The organism is Algoriphagus terrigena DSM 22685 (assembly GCF_000429445.1).
Classification (GTDB): domain Bacteria; phylum Bacteroidota; class Bacteroidia; order Cytophagales; family Cyclobacteriaceae; genus Algoriphagus; species Algoriphagus terrigena.
Map to the genome: position 1 here is coordinate 122,964 of NZ_AUBW01000010.1, position 15,440 is coordinate 138,403.

Genomic DNA, 15,440 nt, shown 5'->3' on the forward strand with positions numbered 1-15,440 from the left:
ACTGATCTCGATGAAAACTTTGAAATATAAAAAACTCGGCATCTTCCTGACACTTTCCATGTTGGCATTTTCCTGCATGAATCTGGAAGAGCTCAACATCAACCCAAATGGGGTCGATCCCGCAAGCGGCCACCCCAATCTGCTCTTGGCAACCGTCCAGACGCAGCTCGGTAAAAATGTCGTAGGGCTAGGCTTTGGCGACCTCGCCGGAGTGGTACAGCATACTCAGAAAGACGGCTGGTCCAGCGGGCACAATGACTACGACTGGGCTTCGCAGGGCCAAAGCTGGACGCCTTTCTTTGAGGCGTTGCGAACCAATGACGAAATGATCAAGAAGTCTGAGCAATTGGATCTCCCACATCACAAGGCATTGGGCTTGATCATGAAATCCTACCTGTTTGGCATGATCGCTGACCTCTGGGGAGACGCTCCGTTTTCCCAAGCGCTTCAGGGAGAAAAAGGAGACGAGGCCAGCCTCAAACCGGTGTACGATTCGCAGAGAGACATCTATATGGGAATCTTGGCCGATTTGGAGACAGCCAATGAACTCCTGATAGGAAGCGGACCAAGTATTCCATCCACCCAGGATGTATACTATCGGGGAGACATCATGAAGTGGAGAAAATTTGCCAATTCGCTGTCCCTGCGCTATCTGATGCGGATCTCGAACAAAGAGGCCGCTGTCTCCAAAGCCGGGATCGAAAAGATCGTGGCAAATCCGGGGCAGTACCCAATCATCCTCTCGACAGCAGATGATACGAGAATGAGCTATATCGGTGCGACACCTGAAAATTCCTGGCCAAGCAATACGGTCTTCGACAAGAGTACTTCCGGCAACTATAATCGGATCAAGGTCGCCGAGACCTTAGTGGAAGCGCTGAAAAGCCTCAAAGATCCTCGAATCGCCGTATATGCAGAGCCGATCCAAATCCCTTTGGTGGTGGAGCCGACTTGGGCAGATGACCGCGATGAGATCATAGACGGAGTGAGACACGTAGCGCAAAATATCGCTGACGACTACGAGGCCAACTGGGGCGAGGAGCTAAACACTGCGACCGACTACATCGGCTTACCTACCTCTTCCCCTGCCGGCGGCGCGTATAACCTCAATCCTGATCTGGCTCAAGGAACGCTGAACCCTCATTGCTCCCAGCTCAACCCAATGTACAAAGAAGCGGTAGGAGCATTGCTTCAAGCCCGCTTGATGAGCGCTTCAGAGGTTCATTTTATCCTGTCAGAAGCCGCCATGAAAGGTTGGGCTGTCGGTGGCCAAAAAGAACACTATGAAGCGGCAATCAAAGCCTCTCTGGAATCCTGGAGAATAGCCAGCGCCTATGATTCCTACATCGCAGGTGGCGGAAAATACGATGGCACTCTGGAACAGCTCATTGAGCAAAAGTGGATTGCCAGCTGGACAGCAGCTTCCGAAGCATGGTTCGACTACCGTCGCACTGGATTGCCTAAACTGGAAACTGGGCCTTATGCCAAGCGCCAGGCTATTCCACTTCGCTTCTACTACATGCAGGATGAGATTCTTCTCAATACCACCAATGTAAACAGTGCCATCGATGAACTGGAGCAATCCAGTTTCGCAGCACCCGACCCCAAAAATAGCGCGTGGTCCAAAACCTGGCTTTTGCAAGGCACCGGATTTCCTTATTGATTTAATTACTTAACCACCTCAGAGCCGCCAGCATTTGGCGGCTCTCTTTGTTTATCCCTACTATGCTTCGAAAAGCCCTAAAAATTCTAGCCTACTTCATCCTGGCGATTCTGATCCTCTTGGTCGTTTTATTAAAACCAGTAGATTTCACCCCCTATTTTGAAACAGATTATTATACGGAAACGCAACTCCGATACGACAGCCTCACGCAGTCTATTCGGACCGAGAATGGCGCAGTTTCCATTGGCTTGAGCAAAGTCAATCTCACTCCAACCCTTCACGGGGATTCAAATGATGCGGCCTCCGGCAAATTTATCGGCATTCCACTTTCCGGTTACGGGGGACGCGAGGATGTAGCCCAAGGTGTGCATGACAGTATTTATGTCAAATCTGTAGCTTTGAAAGTCGGGAATCGCACCCTGGTGATCGTAGGATCCGACCTGTTGATCATGCCTCCCGATGTGAGTAAGAAAGTCTCCGAGCGTGCTAAAACTGAACTGGGTTTGGATCGCTCGGACCTGCTTCTCTCCGCCACGCACACTCACTCCAGCATCGGCGCTTGGTCTGAAGGCTACATCGGCGAATCCTTCAACGGGCCGTACAATCCGGACGCGACGGATTGGATTGCTCAGCAGGTGTTTGAATCCATCTCACTTGCAATCCAAGATCTCAAGCCGGGGTCAATCGGAATGGGCTCTTTGCCTATTTCGCATTTCATGAGAAATAGGCTGGTCGGGGAAAAAGGCAAGATCGATCCGGATTTTATGCTGATCCAATTGCAGCAGAAGGATGGCAAGAAGGCCCTGATCGGATCATACAATGCTCACGCCACCACGTTGGGAGGTTCGAATCTCGAAGTCAGCGGTGATTATCCCGGCTATTGGCAGCGAAAAGTGGAAGAAAGCGACTTCGATCTGGCGATCTTCTTGGCTGGAAGTGTTGGAAGTCACAGCTACCGCAACGCGGAAGGAGAGGAGTTTGAAAAGACAAAATACCTCGGCGAAGCCTTGGCCGATTCCGTGCAAGCTTATCTTCCAACGATCTGGATGAAGGACAGCATCTCTGTCCGCTCAATGACTTTGGAGATCGACCTTCCCGAATTCCAATTCCGAATCACCGATGGCTTACGTCTTCGCCCGTTTTGGGCTAAAAAACTCTTTCCAGATGTGGGAACTGTCTATCTACAAGCCACGCGGCTGGACAGTTTGGTTTGGGGTACGACCCCCAGTGATTTCAGCGGAGAAACCACCATCGGCTACAAACACACCGCCGGAGCAAAGGACATGCAAGCGATGGTCACCAGCTTCAACGGCGCTTATACCGGTTACATCATTCCCTGCAAATACCATCACTTGGAAGGCTACGAGCCGAGGCTGATGAACTGGTTTGGCCCGTCGTATAATTCGATGATCAATGATCTGATGGGCACTATGCTGGAGGAGATTGCCGAGCCATAAGTCCTAGATGGCGACGGTCTAGAAAATGAAAGAAGTCCCGAATTTTTGGGACTTCTTTCATTTTTGGACTTCTCACTGCCGAGTTCTGAAAATCTATTTGATCTCATAAACTCCATTCTGATAGGTTTGCGTTTTAATTACCAATTTCCCTTTCTCCGAATCGTAGTGGTAGCCTTCGTCCTTTCCCAACTTTTGGCCATCGAGCAAAACTTCGGATGGCGCTGAATCCATTACGATTCTAAGCACGTGAGGCACTTTTTTACCAGTCAGTTTCACATGCAGTTCAGTATCTTTTCTCTCATAGGACACGACTGTGCTTTCCGCCTTTTCGCAATGAACTTCAAACGAGTGGCTCTCCAGATCCGGATAGATCAATACCGTTAGATATCCTTTATCGGCCTTACTTCCGATACCGGTATAGCTCCGCTCGATGTTCATCGGGATGATGGCTCCGGCTTTGATATATACAGGGAATTTGTCCAGCGCATAGTCGCCTTTCACAGTGGCTTTCCCCTCAATTACTTTCCGGTCATCAAACCAATACCTCCACTTTCCAGCCGGAAGAGAGACATTCCAATTCTGTTGATCTCTGAAAATCGGCGCGATCAAGAGCTCCTCCCCAAAGTAATATTGATGCTCACCCTGTTCAATCGGCTTTTGCAAAAGTGCTCCACCCTCGTGCCCCGTCACCACATAATGGTACATGTACGGGACGAGTTCGGTGTGAAGCCAAGAGTACTCTCGGATGATCTCCAACTCTTCCTGACTTCGCAGCCAAAGCCTTCTTTCTCCGTGTCCCCCGTTCATAAACAACCCGCAGAATGCTGAAAACTGGGCCCAACGAATGTAGAGTCTCGGAGGGATTTCTTTTCCGGAAAAACCCGCCACATCCGAGCCGATCACATTATAGCCGACGCGGGCGCTTTCCAGGATGCTGTTGATCGCTGATTCAAATCCCTCGATTCCCTCCAAAGCTATATCGACTTTTTCCTCACCGTGCTCAGCGAGCAACTCTTGGCTCACCCATTTGTGTTCTTGATCACCAACCCAACTGACAGGAGAGGCCTCGATGGGAGCAAATCCCTCCGGATGATAGCCTCGGTCGATCCCTCTGGACAGGGTTGTGAATTCCGAATTTTTGCTCAGCCCATAGGCCAGCTCATCGCGGTAATAGTGATCCATGTAGGTTCGGGTCGTCATCCAGCCGGTCGCGGATGTTACATAGAAAAACGGAAGTCCAAAGATCCAAGTAGCATTATAAGTGGCCGCTCCATCCAGTTTCCATCCGTCAATGCCGAGTTCATATACCTTATCCTGCTTTCCTCTCCACCACTTCATAGCTTCGGGATTGCTGTAGTCGATCGCTCCGCCTTTCCCTTTCCACCAGCTGATGATATTCCCCCCGCCAGTGAGGTAGCCTTTGGATTTTGCTTCTTCCAAAAACTCCGGACTATCCTTGAGCGCTAATCCTTTGTTCACACTGTTCACATAAGACGTCATCCACAGTACCATGCGATAGCCTTGGTCTTGCTTCTGCGCAAACCAATCCTTGTGATTGGGATATAAAAGAGTATCCACGTCAAAGTCATTGTATCGATAGCTCCATGGACTGTCCAAGATCACCGTCCGCACCGGGATATCGTGCTCGGCATAGCCAGCCAGCAGTTCATCAACAAACGCTGCCGTATTGACGTCGTCTTCCCAAAGCCAGCACTCCAGAGCCCAAACTGGTGTCAACGGGGGATTCCCGTGCCGCTGTGCATTGAAAGGTATGCCCCGAAAAGGATAGAAAAACAAGACATAAGCCAAGCCGCCCAGCGTGATCAGCACCCAAAAAAAGAACCATGCAACTTTCTTCCAGTGCCTTCCAATTTGCTTACTCATCAAAACTTATTTACAAATTAATACAAGGAGATCGGGTTGGTGAAGATCCAGTTGACCCAGTGATCGGCCAGCCAGAGATCGGCCTCGATACGATAGTTGCCTATTTGATTTTCCGGAGAAAATTCAAATTCGTAGCTGTTTTCCTTCGTCTCCAAAAGCAACTCTCCGTCACGGATCAGGCGAAAGCGTGCGGGAAAGGGCGAAAGGACTTTCAGCTGATGTACGTCTTGGACAGAAACTGAATCACCGAGGATACCCGCCAACTCTTTTTCAGTGTTCAGCGCGAAGTACTGAAAGCCATCTGCTTTGGCAAGACCTTCGAAAGCCACCAAAGCATTCCCTTTTTCAATTCCTTCCTTGATTTTCTCAGAGGAAAATCCCGAAGAGAAAACATGGTTATTCACAAAGTTGAAGGAGTGAAAGTAGGTATCGAGCTCCCATTTGAATGCCCAGCCGTTTTCATTCGGCTCATGCAGCAGGATTTTCTCCAAAAGGCCCGGTTCACGGATACTGAGGGTTTTGGCATTGTTGCCCACCCATTCCACTTGACCATCTTCAAGGTAGCGAGCGCGGATGTTTTGATTGTTGTGCGCATCCACCGAGCCGACTCCGGTGACCTTTCGAGTTTGGTTGATCCGATCCCAGTTTGCAAGAATGGCCGTTTGCTTATCATAAAGTTCCCGATAGGCCCAGTGGCGATATTTCTCTCCATTGACCAGATGGTTGAGGAGAAATGGCATCAAGCCGCCCTCCTCATCCAACAGATCGGTATGGATATTATAGATCTCCATGGCCTGATAATCGGGGTTGTCCCAATCGTGGTCTTTCTCCGAATGGACATACGTCACCAATCCGCCCTGAGACACCACCCGGTGAATAAGGGAATCTTCAGGAACACTTAGATCCAATATGCCTTCGCGCAACGGCGTGAGCATCATTCCGCCCCCATAGTTGCCACTGGTCTCAGTGCCAGCCTCGAACAATACACCCTCAAAAACACCATGAAAGGATCTCGGAAAAGTATCCAGCTTGTCACGGGCATGATCGGCAAAGAAGATAAAGTCCAACTCGGCCTGTTTGGCTCCATCGAGAATTTCCTTCAAGCTTCCCCGACTGTCATGCGACCAATAGGAATGCGCATGGGTCACTCCGGAATACGCTGCCAATGGAATTACCTCGAATGGCTTCCTGTACGAATCCCAAATGGTCTGTCTAGCCTCATCCATCCGGGGATAAACCACCCATTTGTTGTACAAAGGGCCAGTGAAAAGATAGCCCAATAGAAGTACCAAACCGACGAATACAATTGCGAAAACAACTTTAAAAATCCGCTTGATCATAGCTGTCTAGTTTGGTAAAGATTGAAGATACTTAATCAAGGCTTCGGGTTGGTCTGTCTGAATCCCATCTGTGCCAAAGCTGAGAATCTGCTTCCATTCTTGCACATTGGCAACCCGGTCATCCACAAACACCATGGACCTGAGCCGATGAGCCTCCTTTACAAAGCCTGGCGTCAGCTGCCCCATGTCGGTAGCCAGGATTTTTGGCTGATACATTTCAACCACTTTGGAAATGTGAGCCTCAGCGCTCGGATCCGGCATGACCAGACATTCCGGACATTGACCTTGGATAGATTGGATCAGTTCCCTTTGCGCAGCGCCCAGATACCAGACGGTCGTCTGTGCCATGTCGTATTTGCGCAGCAAAGGGATCAGCATCTGAGGATCAGCATCCTTGAGATCCAGATAGATCCCGATCTTGCCTGCACTCAATTCTAAAATCTCTTCGAAAGTCGGCACCTGTGTCCCCTTCCACTCCGGTCCGACTTTTTCTCCGATGTCCAAGTCTCGGATCTCCTGCAATGTCAGGTCGCTCACCTTCCCCTTTTTTTGCAGGACGTAGGCATCGATCGTTGCATTGTGTATGCTGACAATCTCTCCATCACTAGTGGTGCGGACATCGATCTCGATAAAATCGCAGCCCAAATCAATGGCTTTCTGGTAGGCCGCGAGCGAGTTTTCGGGAATCCCCTGATGCGCTCCTCTGTGGGCAATCACATATAGATCACCGTGTTTTGGAGCTGGAAGTGGATTTTGAGCAAAAAGGAAGGTGCTGGCCAAACTAAGCAAGACCGTCACCATCCCTTTTTTGATGCCTGCACTATTGCTCATTTTTTCAGAGGGGATCAAAACGAGATCAATTGGAGCCTTTTGGCACAAAGCCCTCGGCTGATGGAGAGTTCTCGATCAAGTCAAGCGATTGCTCCACCAAAGCGGGGCCGGTCTTTTCTCCCAGGCTGGTTCGGCTGACATATTCGTAGCGCTTGAAGCTGTTGAAATCCTCCTTCGCCAGGATGTATCCAAAAGCATCATTGGTCAGACCAAAAAGGAAGGCCTGATCGGTTTTCATCTTTCGCTTCAGGTAAAAGCCAATATTGGGTAATGCCTCTCCCGGAATCGTCAGGATCTGGGCGGTTCCCACGTTCACCAGATTCATCTGGGTGGTCACTTTGTTGCCATCCGCCACTTTGTATTTGTGGGGGGAGTTTTTCAGAATAAACTGCATCTCAGGCGAATCCACCACAAACTCCGCTGAAATCACGGCGTTGTGAATGACCGGATTGACCTGAGCGGTTGCCGTGCCGATGATCTCCAAAGCTTGGTCTGCCAGCAGATTCCCGATGCGGGTACACTCTTCATAGTCGCTGGCTTCTTTTCCTTCCGAGACGCGGTTGTCCGCAGTCACCATGCCACCCTGAGCGCCGTTCATAAAGATCGCCACCCCACCAACTCGGGACTCAATCCGATCATACAGCGGGCCGCAAAGATCCGGAGAGGTAATTCCTCTGCCACTTCCGATCACCTCCGGATGCACCGCATAGTTGACCAACGTGGCTATCACTTTCCCCTTATTCTTCCCCTCAGTTCCCAGCGCTTGGATCACTCCACAGCGGGGGTCATACAGTGCCGGAGCGTAGTAGTTATATGCAATCTTTCCCTTGGCTTCTCCGACAGCAGTTTTCAGCTCAGCAGATTCCAGATTGGCTACGGCCTCATTGACCGCATCGGCGATCTGCTGCACGCACCAGCTCAGGTACTTCATATCGGCATTGATTTCCCCTTTTTCATTGGGAAAACCATAAGCATCCGGAGCGCTGTGCGTATGCGTAGCACCGATCAGGATATTTTCTGCAGGGATGCCTTGGATCAAAGCCCTTGATTGGTCGCCCAATGCCGCTGGCCACCCCAGATTATCGATTCCGACAAAAGCCACCCGAGTTCCGTTGTTTTCTAATACCATCACCCGAACCCAGAGGTCGCCACGCTTTTCGGTGGAAAGGCCCGGCGTGCCCATCCCCCCGGAGACCGGGAGCAAAGGATCGGGAGTCAGCATTCGCTTGGCCGCTCCTACTTTCAAGCCTCCCTGAGCCTGTACCGTTAGTGGTAGATTCAAAACAAAAAAGACCAGGCAACAGCCCAGCCAATACCAAATCTTTGGATTTTTTGATTTTAGGATCATGATGTGTTAGATGAGTTTGGGTGAAAACGGCCTACGATCCAATGGGACAGAATCTCAGACTATTGTACTACCTCATTTTCTAAAAAATAGGCTATCCTTATCAGCCAGCCGATCAAATTGTTTAGTCTTTTAACAGAAAAAACTGAACCGGAGAAACACACTACGAGCGAAGGAAATCTCCTACTTCACTTAAAAACAAAAAAGGAGGCAAAAGCCTCCTTTTTCAAATAAGATTCATGCTCGATTATTCTTCGATAGAAAGAGTCGGCTCAGTTGGCAACAGTCCGGAAGCGGACTTGATTTTCTGCTCCAGCTCATCCATCAGCTCAGGATTGTCCAGCAAAAGGTTCTTGACCGAATCCCGTCCCTGACCGAGTTTCTCTCCATTGTATGAGAACCAAGACCCTGCCTTTTTGATGATCTCCAGCTCCACGCCCAAGTCAATGATCTCTCCAACTTTGGAGATCCCTTTGCCATACATGATATCAAACTCCACGACTTTGAACGGCGGCGCTACTTTGTTTTTGACCACTTTCACTCGGGTGCGGTTACCCAGGATATTGTCTGCGCCTTCTTTGATCTGGCCGACGCGACGGATGTCCAGACGGACTGACGCGTAGAATTTCAAGGCATTTCCACCGGTCGTAGTCTCAGGATTACCGAACATCACGCCGATTTTCTCACGAAGCTGGTTGATAAAAATACAGGCACAGCCCGTCTTGTTGATCGCTCCGGTGAGCTTTCGGAGAGCCTGAGACATCAATCGCGCCTGAAGGCCCATCTTGCTTTCCCCCATTTCGCCTTCCAGTTCTCCCTTTGGCACCAAAGCCGCCACGGAGTCAATCACGATGATGTCGATCGCGCCGGAACGGATCAGGTGCTCAGCGATTTCCAGGGCTTGCTCTCCGTTGTCCGGCTGGGAGATCAGCAGGTTTTCGGTATCTATGCCCAGCTTCTCGGCATAGTGTTTGTCAAAAGCATGTTCGGCATCGATGAACGCAGCAAGTCCGCCGGCTTTTTGCGCCTCAGCAATGCAGTGCATCGTCAGGGTGGTCTTACCGGAGGACTCCGGTCCGTAGATCTCAATGACTCTGCCACGCGGAATACCGCCGATTCCCAATGCCATGTCCAAGCCCAAAGAACCTGTGGAAATGACCGGAATATCCTGTACTTTATTATCGCTAAGCTTCATTACGGTACCTTTTCCGTATGTTTTTTCCAGCTTATCGATCGTTAGCTGCAAAGCTTTCAGTTTTTCTGCGTTATTACTCATGATTTCAAAATTGTAAAGATTCAAATGTTGGTGAAAGTAACGAAAGATGAAGGCATAACCAAGGTTGCCAGTCCTATTGTTTCCGAGGACCAAATTCGTATTTTTAATCAACCAAACGACTCTTTTTTCCCTGATACCTTTCAAAAAACCAGAAAATTGTCAGGTATTGTCAAGCATCAAATGAAAACAGCTTTCAGGGTCCTGCTTCTCTTCTTCTCCGCCACTTCAATCGTATGGAGTCAGGCGGGCTCAGGAAATTCCGCCTTTACATTTGGTGAGGAGTTGCAATTCGAAGTTTCCTATGGCTGGCTGAACCTAGCCGAAGCAAGGCTTCAGATCGCCAGACGTGCCGTCCACGAACAGTCCCGGCCCCATTTCAAGATCGACGCCTACGGAAAGACCAAAGGCGCCGCGACGATCTTTGGCAAGGTCAACGACAACTGGGGCACACACGTGGACACCAGCACACTGCTTCCATCTCTTTCCTATAGAAACATCGAGGAGGGCAAATACCGGAAGAACGAGAAGGTGTTTTTTGACCAACCAAACCGCAAGGCCAAGATGGAGCTCTATGACCGGGACAACAGAACGGTAAAGGACTCCAAGGAATTCAAGCTGCCGGGCAACGTCCAGGATCTGGTGAGTGGCTTTTACTATCTCAGATCCATGGATCTGACCAATCTCAAAAAAGGACAGGCCGTCTTGATCACCGGATTCTTCGATAAAGAAATATATAACCTAAAATTAATATACGAGGGTACTGAGCAGATCCAGACCAGTCTTGGGCTCGTCGACACCTATATCTTTTCGCCTCAGGTCCCAAAGAACAAACTCTTCAGAGGAGACTATCCGGTCAAAGTCTGGGTCACTAAAGACCAGAACAAGATCCCCGTAAAGATCAAAGCCAACCTGTTCATCGGCTCGCTGAACATCGACATCTCCTCGGCTAAAGGACTACGAAACAACTAGCTTACCTTGTATTAATATTCGCTTAACATTGCGCAAGGTCGGCGCCAGAATTCTTCAATTTTCTGAACAATTGCGGGTATTCACCAATTTTTGTTTGGCTCCTATCCTCAAATATTCTGTAATTTTAACCGAACCTTAAAGCAATTCCTCGATGAGCGAAAAGCAAAAGATCAAAGTCCTGGTCGTAGATGACGAGCCGGACATTGTAGAGATCTTAAAGTACAACCTTCAGAAAGAAGGATATGATGTGGCCACGGCCGAAGACGGAATCAAAGCGGTGAAGACCGCTGCCAAGTTTCATCCAGACGTGATCTTGCTCGACATCATGATGCCCAATCAGGACGGCGTGGAGACCTGCCTCCAGCTCCGCCAGATTCCGGAATTGAAAAACACTTTTATCATATTCCTGACTGCCCGCATGGAAGAATACTCCGAAGTGGCGGCCTTTGACGTCGGGGCGGACGATTACATCACCAAGCCGATCAAACCGCGGGCGTTGATGAGCCGGATCTCCGCGCTGTTTCGCAGAGAATCCAAAAAGGACCAGGAACAAACCCAGATCAAGATCAAAGACCTGACCATCGATCGGGGCAGCTATACGATCGACAAGTCCGGCAAGACCATCACACTGCCCAAGAAGGAGTTTGAGCTGTTGTATTTCCTTGCCAAAAACCCTAATATAGTTTTCGGTAGAGACGAATTACTCCATAATATCTGGGGATCGGATGTATTTGTGTTGGCTCGTACGGTCGATGTGCACATCCGAAAAGTCCGCGAGAAGATCGGCGAAGACTACATCTCTACTGTCAAAGGCGTAGGGTATAAGTTCGATTTGGGATAAAAAATGCTGACCACTTCCAGGGGAATTTCTTTGATTTTGGCTTTTGCCATCTCCGTCCTCGTGGCAGCGTTTCTTTCCCTGATGCCTGATAGCACTCCGGCAATCTTGCTGGTCGCGACTGGGCTCACCTTTTCTGTCTCCTACCTGCTGATCAATATTACACTGGAGTTTCTGGTGTTTCGTGAGATAGGCAACATCTATGCTCTGCTGGAGAAAATCCAGCGAAAAGACCTCTCGGAGATTCAGGACAAGTCACTTCGCTCGTCACTTTCCCCGCTGCGCAAGATCAATTCCGTGATCAATTCCTATGCTTTGGCAAGGCAGAAGGAAATCGACACGCTGCAAAAAACGGCAGAGTTTCGCCGGGAATTCATCGCCGACATCTCCCACGAGCTCAAGACCCCAATCTTTGCCACACAGGGATACATTCACACACTGCTGGATGGCGCGATAGAGGACAAGCAGGTTCGGATGAAATTCCTGAAGCGGGCTGCCAAAAGCCTGGATTCTTTGGATATTCTCGTTCAGGATTTGCTCACGCTAAACCAGATGGAAAGCGGCGCCGTCAGATTTACCTTTACGGAGTTTGACTTGAGGGAGCTTTTGCAAGAAGTAATCGAGCAGCTCGAGCACAAAGCCTCCAAGCGGGAAGTGACGATCAAGCTGGACTTTGATCCCGAAAAAACCTACATCACTCATGCAGATCGCCCCAAGATCTACCGAGTCTGCCAAAACCTGATCTTCAACGGCATCAACTACAACCACAACGGAGGCGAGGTCAAAGTCTCTGTCAAAACCCACAAGAACAACGTCCAAGTCGATGTCAAAGACACCGGTCAGGGCATCCCACCCGAGGATCTGAAGCGGATCTTTGAGCGATTCTATCGGGTGGAGAAAAGCCGCTCCAAAGAAAAGGGCGGAACTGGACTTGGACTAGCCATCGTCAAGCACATCCTGGAAGGCCACAAGAGCAAGATCTCCGTCAGTTCGACCGTAGGAAAAGGATCTATCTTTAGTTTTTCACTTCCTTTGGAAAAAGAGAAAAAAGCGGACTAGCGTTTCTCTGCGACGTCGCGTTAGGCTACGTATTCCTGAAAAAGACAGGTCAAAGTCTCCACTAAATCTTCAGAGAATCCCCCGTGCGGACGCGAGGTCTGCAGCATCGAGCTTCGCATCGCAGTCAGCCATCTAAACCGTGATGAAGCATCGAGAAGAGCAATGGGATTTTCCGGGTTTTCCCCTTTGCAGATTCTCTCAAAAGAATCCAAATAACGCCGCACGAGATCGAGATCGACATCCGGATCCAAAGCCAGCAATTTTTGCTCGTGAAGATGGATCTTACACGCAATGAAATTCTGTCGCTTGCAGCAGACCACCACACCGACATTCACAAACTCCTCCCGCTCCACACGGGGAACCAGCCGGATCAGCGCGTACTCAAATAAGTGCTTTCCTTGCATCGCTGGCCTCATTTATAAATACCTCAGAATTTTCCAGCCTTAGTTTTAGAAAAGCTGAATATACTTCTCGCGCTTCCTCGGCCGTTTCAGTGTCTCTTCCGGCCAAAATCCATTCGTCCGGCAGTATATCCACCACTTCGGTGATGAGTGACGGAGTGATCAAGGCCCTCATCTCTTCATTCACCTTTTCCAATTGGGTCGCTTTGGGCAATAGCACGTGATCCTTGATAACAGCAAATGGGCTCAGGGCATGCTTCTCCCAGTTGTCCCAAGAATGGTGAAAAAGGAACGCAGCGCCGTGGTCAATCAGCCAAAGTTCCTTGTTCCAGATCAGCAGATTTGTATTGCGAAAGGTGCGGTCCACATTGGTAATCCACGCATCAAACCAGACAATACGCGAGGCCAGGTATTCATCGACTTGGGATGCGCCGGGATCAAAAGTCATCGCCTTTGACAGAAAATGTAAAGCCAGATTCAAGCCTTGGCTACTTTTGAGTAAATCCTGGATTTCCTCATCGCCCTCAGACCTTCCAAAAGCTTCGTCCAAGTTGGCAAAAACGAGTTCCGGCACTTTAAATCCCAGCCTCCTCGCCAACTCTCCTCCGAGGAGCTCTGCGATCAGAGCCTTTTCGCGCTGTCCAGCCCCCTTAAACTTTAGCACATAATTGAACCCATCATCTGCTTCCGCCAAAGCGGGTAAGGATCCGCCCTCCCGGAGCGGCATCACGTACCGGGTCACATTGACCAGTCGGAGTGAATTCAAAAGGTTGCTTTCGTACATTGGCTTAAAAAAGAAAACAAATAAAACCCGAAAACTTCAGAACCAGACGCTCTGACGGCCTATTTTTCCACTTGCCTCCACATTGTCAGGCTCTTTTGGCTGCCTGCTTTTTTCCGACCGATCGATTCCCTACTTTTGCAGCCTAATTGAAGAGGCAGGAGATCCATGAAGAAAGTAGATTTTGAAAATCTTATTCTGTTCGAAAATGCGGATTACCTGGTGATCAATAAGCCACCGTACCTATCAAGCTTAGACGATAGGCACGAGGCGCAGAACATCCTAGACTTAGCCAAGGCACACACCCCCGATTCTCAGCTGTGCCACAGATTGGATAAGGAAACTTCAGGATGTCTGGTGATTGCCAAGAATCCGGCGGCCTACAGGCATTTGGCCATGCAGTTTGAAAACAGGGAAGTTGAAAAAATCTATCACGCTGTGGTCGAGGGAATCAAGGAATTCAACCATGAGTTGGTAGACCGGAATCTCTTGGCAAACAACAAAGGAATCGCCAAAGTCAGTAAAGACGGGAAGCCTGCTCAGACGTTTTTCCATACTGTGAAAACCTACTGGGCACATACGCTGGTGGAATGCAGACCGATCACAGGTCGTCTGCACCAGATCAGAGTACACCTGGCTTACCTCAAATCGCCCATATGCGGCGATACACTTTACGGCGGCAAAACCTTGTACCTATCTTCACTCAAGCGTCGCTTCAATCTCAAAAAAGACACCGAGGAGCTACCGATCATGCAGCGGGTCTCGTTGCACGCGTTTTCGATCGTCTTTGCAGGTCTGGACGGCAATCCGATTAAAGTCGATGCCCCCTACCCCAAGGACTTTCAGGTATTAGTCCAGCAGTTGGAGAAAAATGCTTAGAGGCGAGCATATCAGAGACCGAAGCCCAAATTTCCTTTGCGGGAAGTTTTGCTAAGCCTATGAAATCGAGCATCGCAAAACAGACTCAAAATCAGAGTCAGGAGCAGCTCGAGATCCCATGTGACAATTAAAAAGGATTGTAACCACATGAAAATTAGGAGTTAGTAATGAAAATAGTTTGCATGCAAAATAAAATACTTCTATCTTTGTGTCCCTTTTTGGGGTCGATAAATAAATAACAAGCTAAAAATTAAACAGTTACACAGTGGATACTCTGAGCTATAAAACCATCTCAGCCAATTCTTCCACAGTAGAAAAGCAGTGGGTGGTAGTGGATGCCCAAGCTGCGATTCTAGGACGATTGGCTAGTGAGGTAGCAAAAATCTTGAGAGGGAAAACGAAGCCTAGCTTCACTCCCAACGTGGATTGTGGTGACAACGTCATCGTAATCAACGCAGACAAAGTCAGACTGACAGGTGACAAGTGGGACGCGAAAGTATACGTGCGCCACACCGGTTACCCAGGCGGACAGCGAATCTCTACCCCAAAACTGTTGAAGCAGAAGTCTTCAACGATTTTGATTGAGAAAGCTGTAAGAGGCATGTTGCCTAAAAACAGATTGGGAAGCAAGTTGTACGGTAACCTGTACGTGTATGAAGGTGCTGAGCATCCTCATGCAGCACAGCAGCCACAAGCCATCACACTTTAATCTCCTAA

14 protein-coding genes are annotated in these 15,440 nt (G+C 49.3%); 7 read left to right on the forward strand and 7 right to left on the reverse strand.

What is annotated here, in order from left to right:
• The first annotated feature begins 10 nt into the window (after positions 1 to 10).
• Positions 11 to 1,663, forward strand: coding sequence for a SusD/RagB family nutrient-binding outer membrane lipoprotein (locus G459_RS0110720; protein ID WP_026967658.1), 1,653 nt, complete (start codon positions 11 to 13; stop codon positions 1,661 to 1,663).
• Between the two features lie 62 nt (positions 1,664 to 1,725).
• Positions 1,726 to 3,120, forward strand: a complete 1,395-nt coding sequence (locus tag G459_RS0110725) for a neutral/alkaline non-lysosomal ceramidase N-terminal domain-containing protein (RefSeq protein WP_026967659.1) — start codon at positions 1,726 to 1,728, stop codon at positions 3,118 to 3,120.
• A gap of 93 nt (positions 3,121 to 3,213) precedes the next feature.
• Here the strand turns inward: G459_RS0110725 and G459_RS0110730 are convergent, their stop codons facing one another.
• The 5 genes from G459_RS0110730 to recA all read right to left on the reverse strand — a co-directional run bounded on the left by G459_RS0110730 (position 3,214) and on the right by recA (position 9,796).
• Complete coding sequence (locus G459_RS0110730) at positions 3,214 to 5,004, reverse strand: TIM-barrel domain-containing protein (RefSeq protein WP_084454468.1); 1,791 nt, start codon at positions 5,002 to 5,004, stop codon at positions 3,214 to 3,216.
• 17 nt (positions 5,005 to 5,021) lie between these two features.
• A complete protein-coding gene (locus tag G459_RS0110735; protein WP_026967661.1) occupies positions 5,022 to 6,344 on the reverse strand; it encodes a CehA/McbA family metallohydrolase domain-containing protein in 1,323 nt (440 codons plus the stop codon).
• Positions 6,345 to 6,350: 6 nt separating this feature from the next.
• A complete protein-coding gene (locus G459_RS28945; protein WP_026967662.1) occupies positions 6,351 to 7,175 on the reverse strand; it encodes a glycerophosphodiester phosphodiesterase in 825 nt (274 codons plus the stop codon).
• 25 nt (positions 7,176 to 7,200) lie between these two features.
• The gene (locus G459_RS27245) at positions 7,201 to 8,523 is read right to left on the reverse strand and encodes a hypothetical protein (RefSeq protein WP_051315167.1); all 1,323 of its coding nucleotides are present in this window, start codon (positions 8,521 to 8,523) and stop codon (positions 7,201 to 7,203) included.
• A gap of 244 nt (positions 8,524 to 8,767) precedes the next feature.
• The gene (gene recA, locus G459_RS0110750; protein WP_026967663.1) at positions 8,768 to 9,796 is read right to left on the reverse strand and encodes a recombinase RecA; all 1,029 of its coding nucleotides are present in this window, start codon (positions 9,794 to 9,796) and stop codon (positions 8,768 to 8,770) included.
• A gap of 180 nt (positions 9,797 to 9,976) precedes the next feature.
• On the opposite strand from recA, the gene G459_RS0110755 reads away from it, so the two are divergent.
• The 3 genes from G459_RS0110755 to G459_RS0110765 all read left to right on the forward strand — a co-directional run bounded on the left by G459_RS0110755 (position 9,977) and on the right by G459_RS0110765 (position 12,662).
• Positions 9,977 to 10,765 (forward strand): DUF3108 domain-containing protein, encoded by a 789-nt coding sequence (locus tag G459_RS0110755; RefSeq protein WP_026967664.1) that lies wholly within the window; start codon positions 9,977 to 9,979, stop codon positions 10,763 to 10,765.
• 151 nt (positions 10,766 to 10,916) lie between these two features.
• Positions 10,917 to 11,606 carry a response regulator transcription factor gene (locus G459_RS0110760; RefSeq protein ID WP_026967665.1) on the forward strand — a complete coding sequence of 230 codons (690 nt, stop codon included), beginning with the start codon at positions 10,917 to 10,919 and terminating at the stop codon, positions 11,604 to 11,606.
• A gap of 3 nt (positions 11,607 to 11,609) precedes the next feature.
• Entirely contained in the window at positions 11,610 to 12,662 is a 1,053-nt protein-coding gene (locus G459_RS0110765; protein WP_026967666.1) for a sensor histidine kinase, read from the forward strand.
• Between the two features lie 20 nt (positions 12,663 to 12,682).
• On the opposite strand, the gene G459_RS0110770 is transcribed toward G459_RS0110765, so the two are convergent.
• The gene (locus G459_RS0110770) at positions 12,683 to 13,066 is read right to left on the reverse strand and encodes a DUF3037 domain-containing protein (protein ID WP_026967667.1); all 384 of its coding nucleotides are present in this window, start codon (positions 13,064 to 13,066) and stop codon (positions 12,683 to 12,685) included.
• Positions 13,044 to 13,847: a HipA family kinase gene (locus G459_RS0110775; RefSeq protein ID WP_026967668.1), complete on the reverse strand. Its 804-nt coding sequence runs from the start codon at positions 13,845 to 13,847 to the stop codon at positions 13,044 to 13,046. The genes G459_RS0110770 and G459_RS0110775 overlap by 23 nt, the downstream gene beginning before the upstream one ends.
• A 165-nt stretch (positions 13,848 to 14,012) precedes the next feature.
• Here G459_RS0110775 and G459_RS0110785 point away from each other — a divergent pair, with 165 nt between their 5' ends.
• Both G459_RS0110785 and rplM read left to right on the forward strand, forming a co-directional pair.
• Positions 14,013 to 14,723 (forward strand): RluA family pseudouridine synthase, encoded by a 711-nt coding sequence (locus tag G459_RS0110785; protein ID WP_026967669.1) that lies wholly within the window; start codon positions 14,013 to 14,015, stop codon positions 14,721 to 14,723.
• 265 nt (positions 14,724 to 14,988) lie between these two features.
• Positions 14,989 to 15,432: a 50S ribosomal protein L13 gene (gene rplM / locus G459_RS0110790; protein ID WP_026967670.1), complete on the forward strand. Its 444-nt coding sequence runs from the start codon at positions 14,989 to 14,991 to the stop codon at positions 15,430 to 15,432.
• The last annotated feature ends 8 nt before the right edge of the window (positions 15,433 to 15,440 follow it).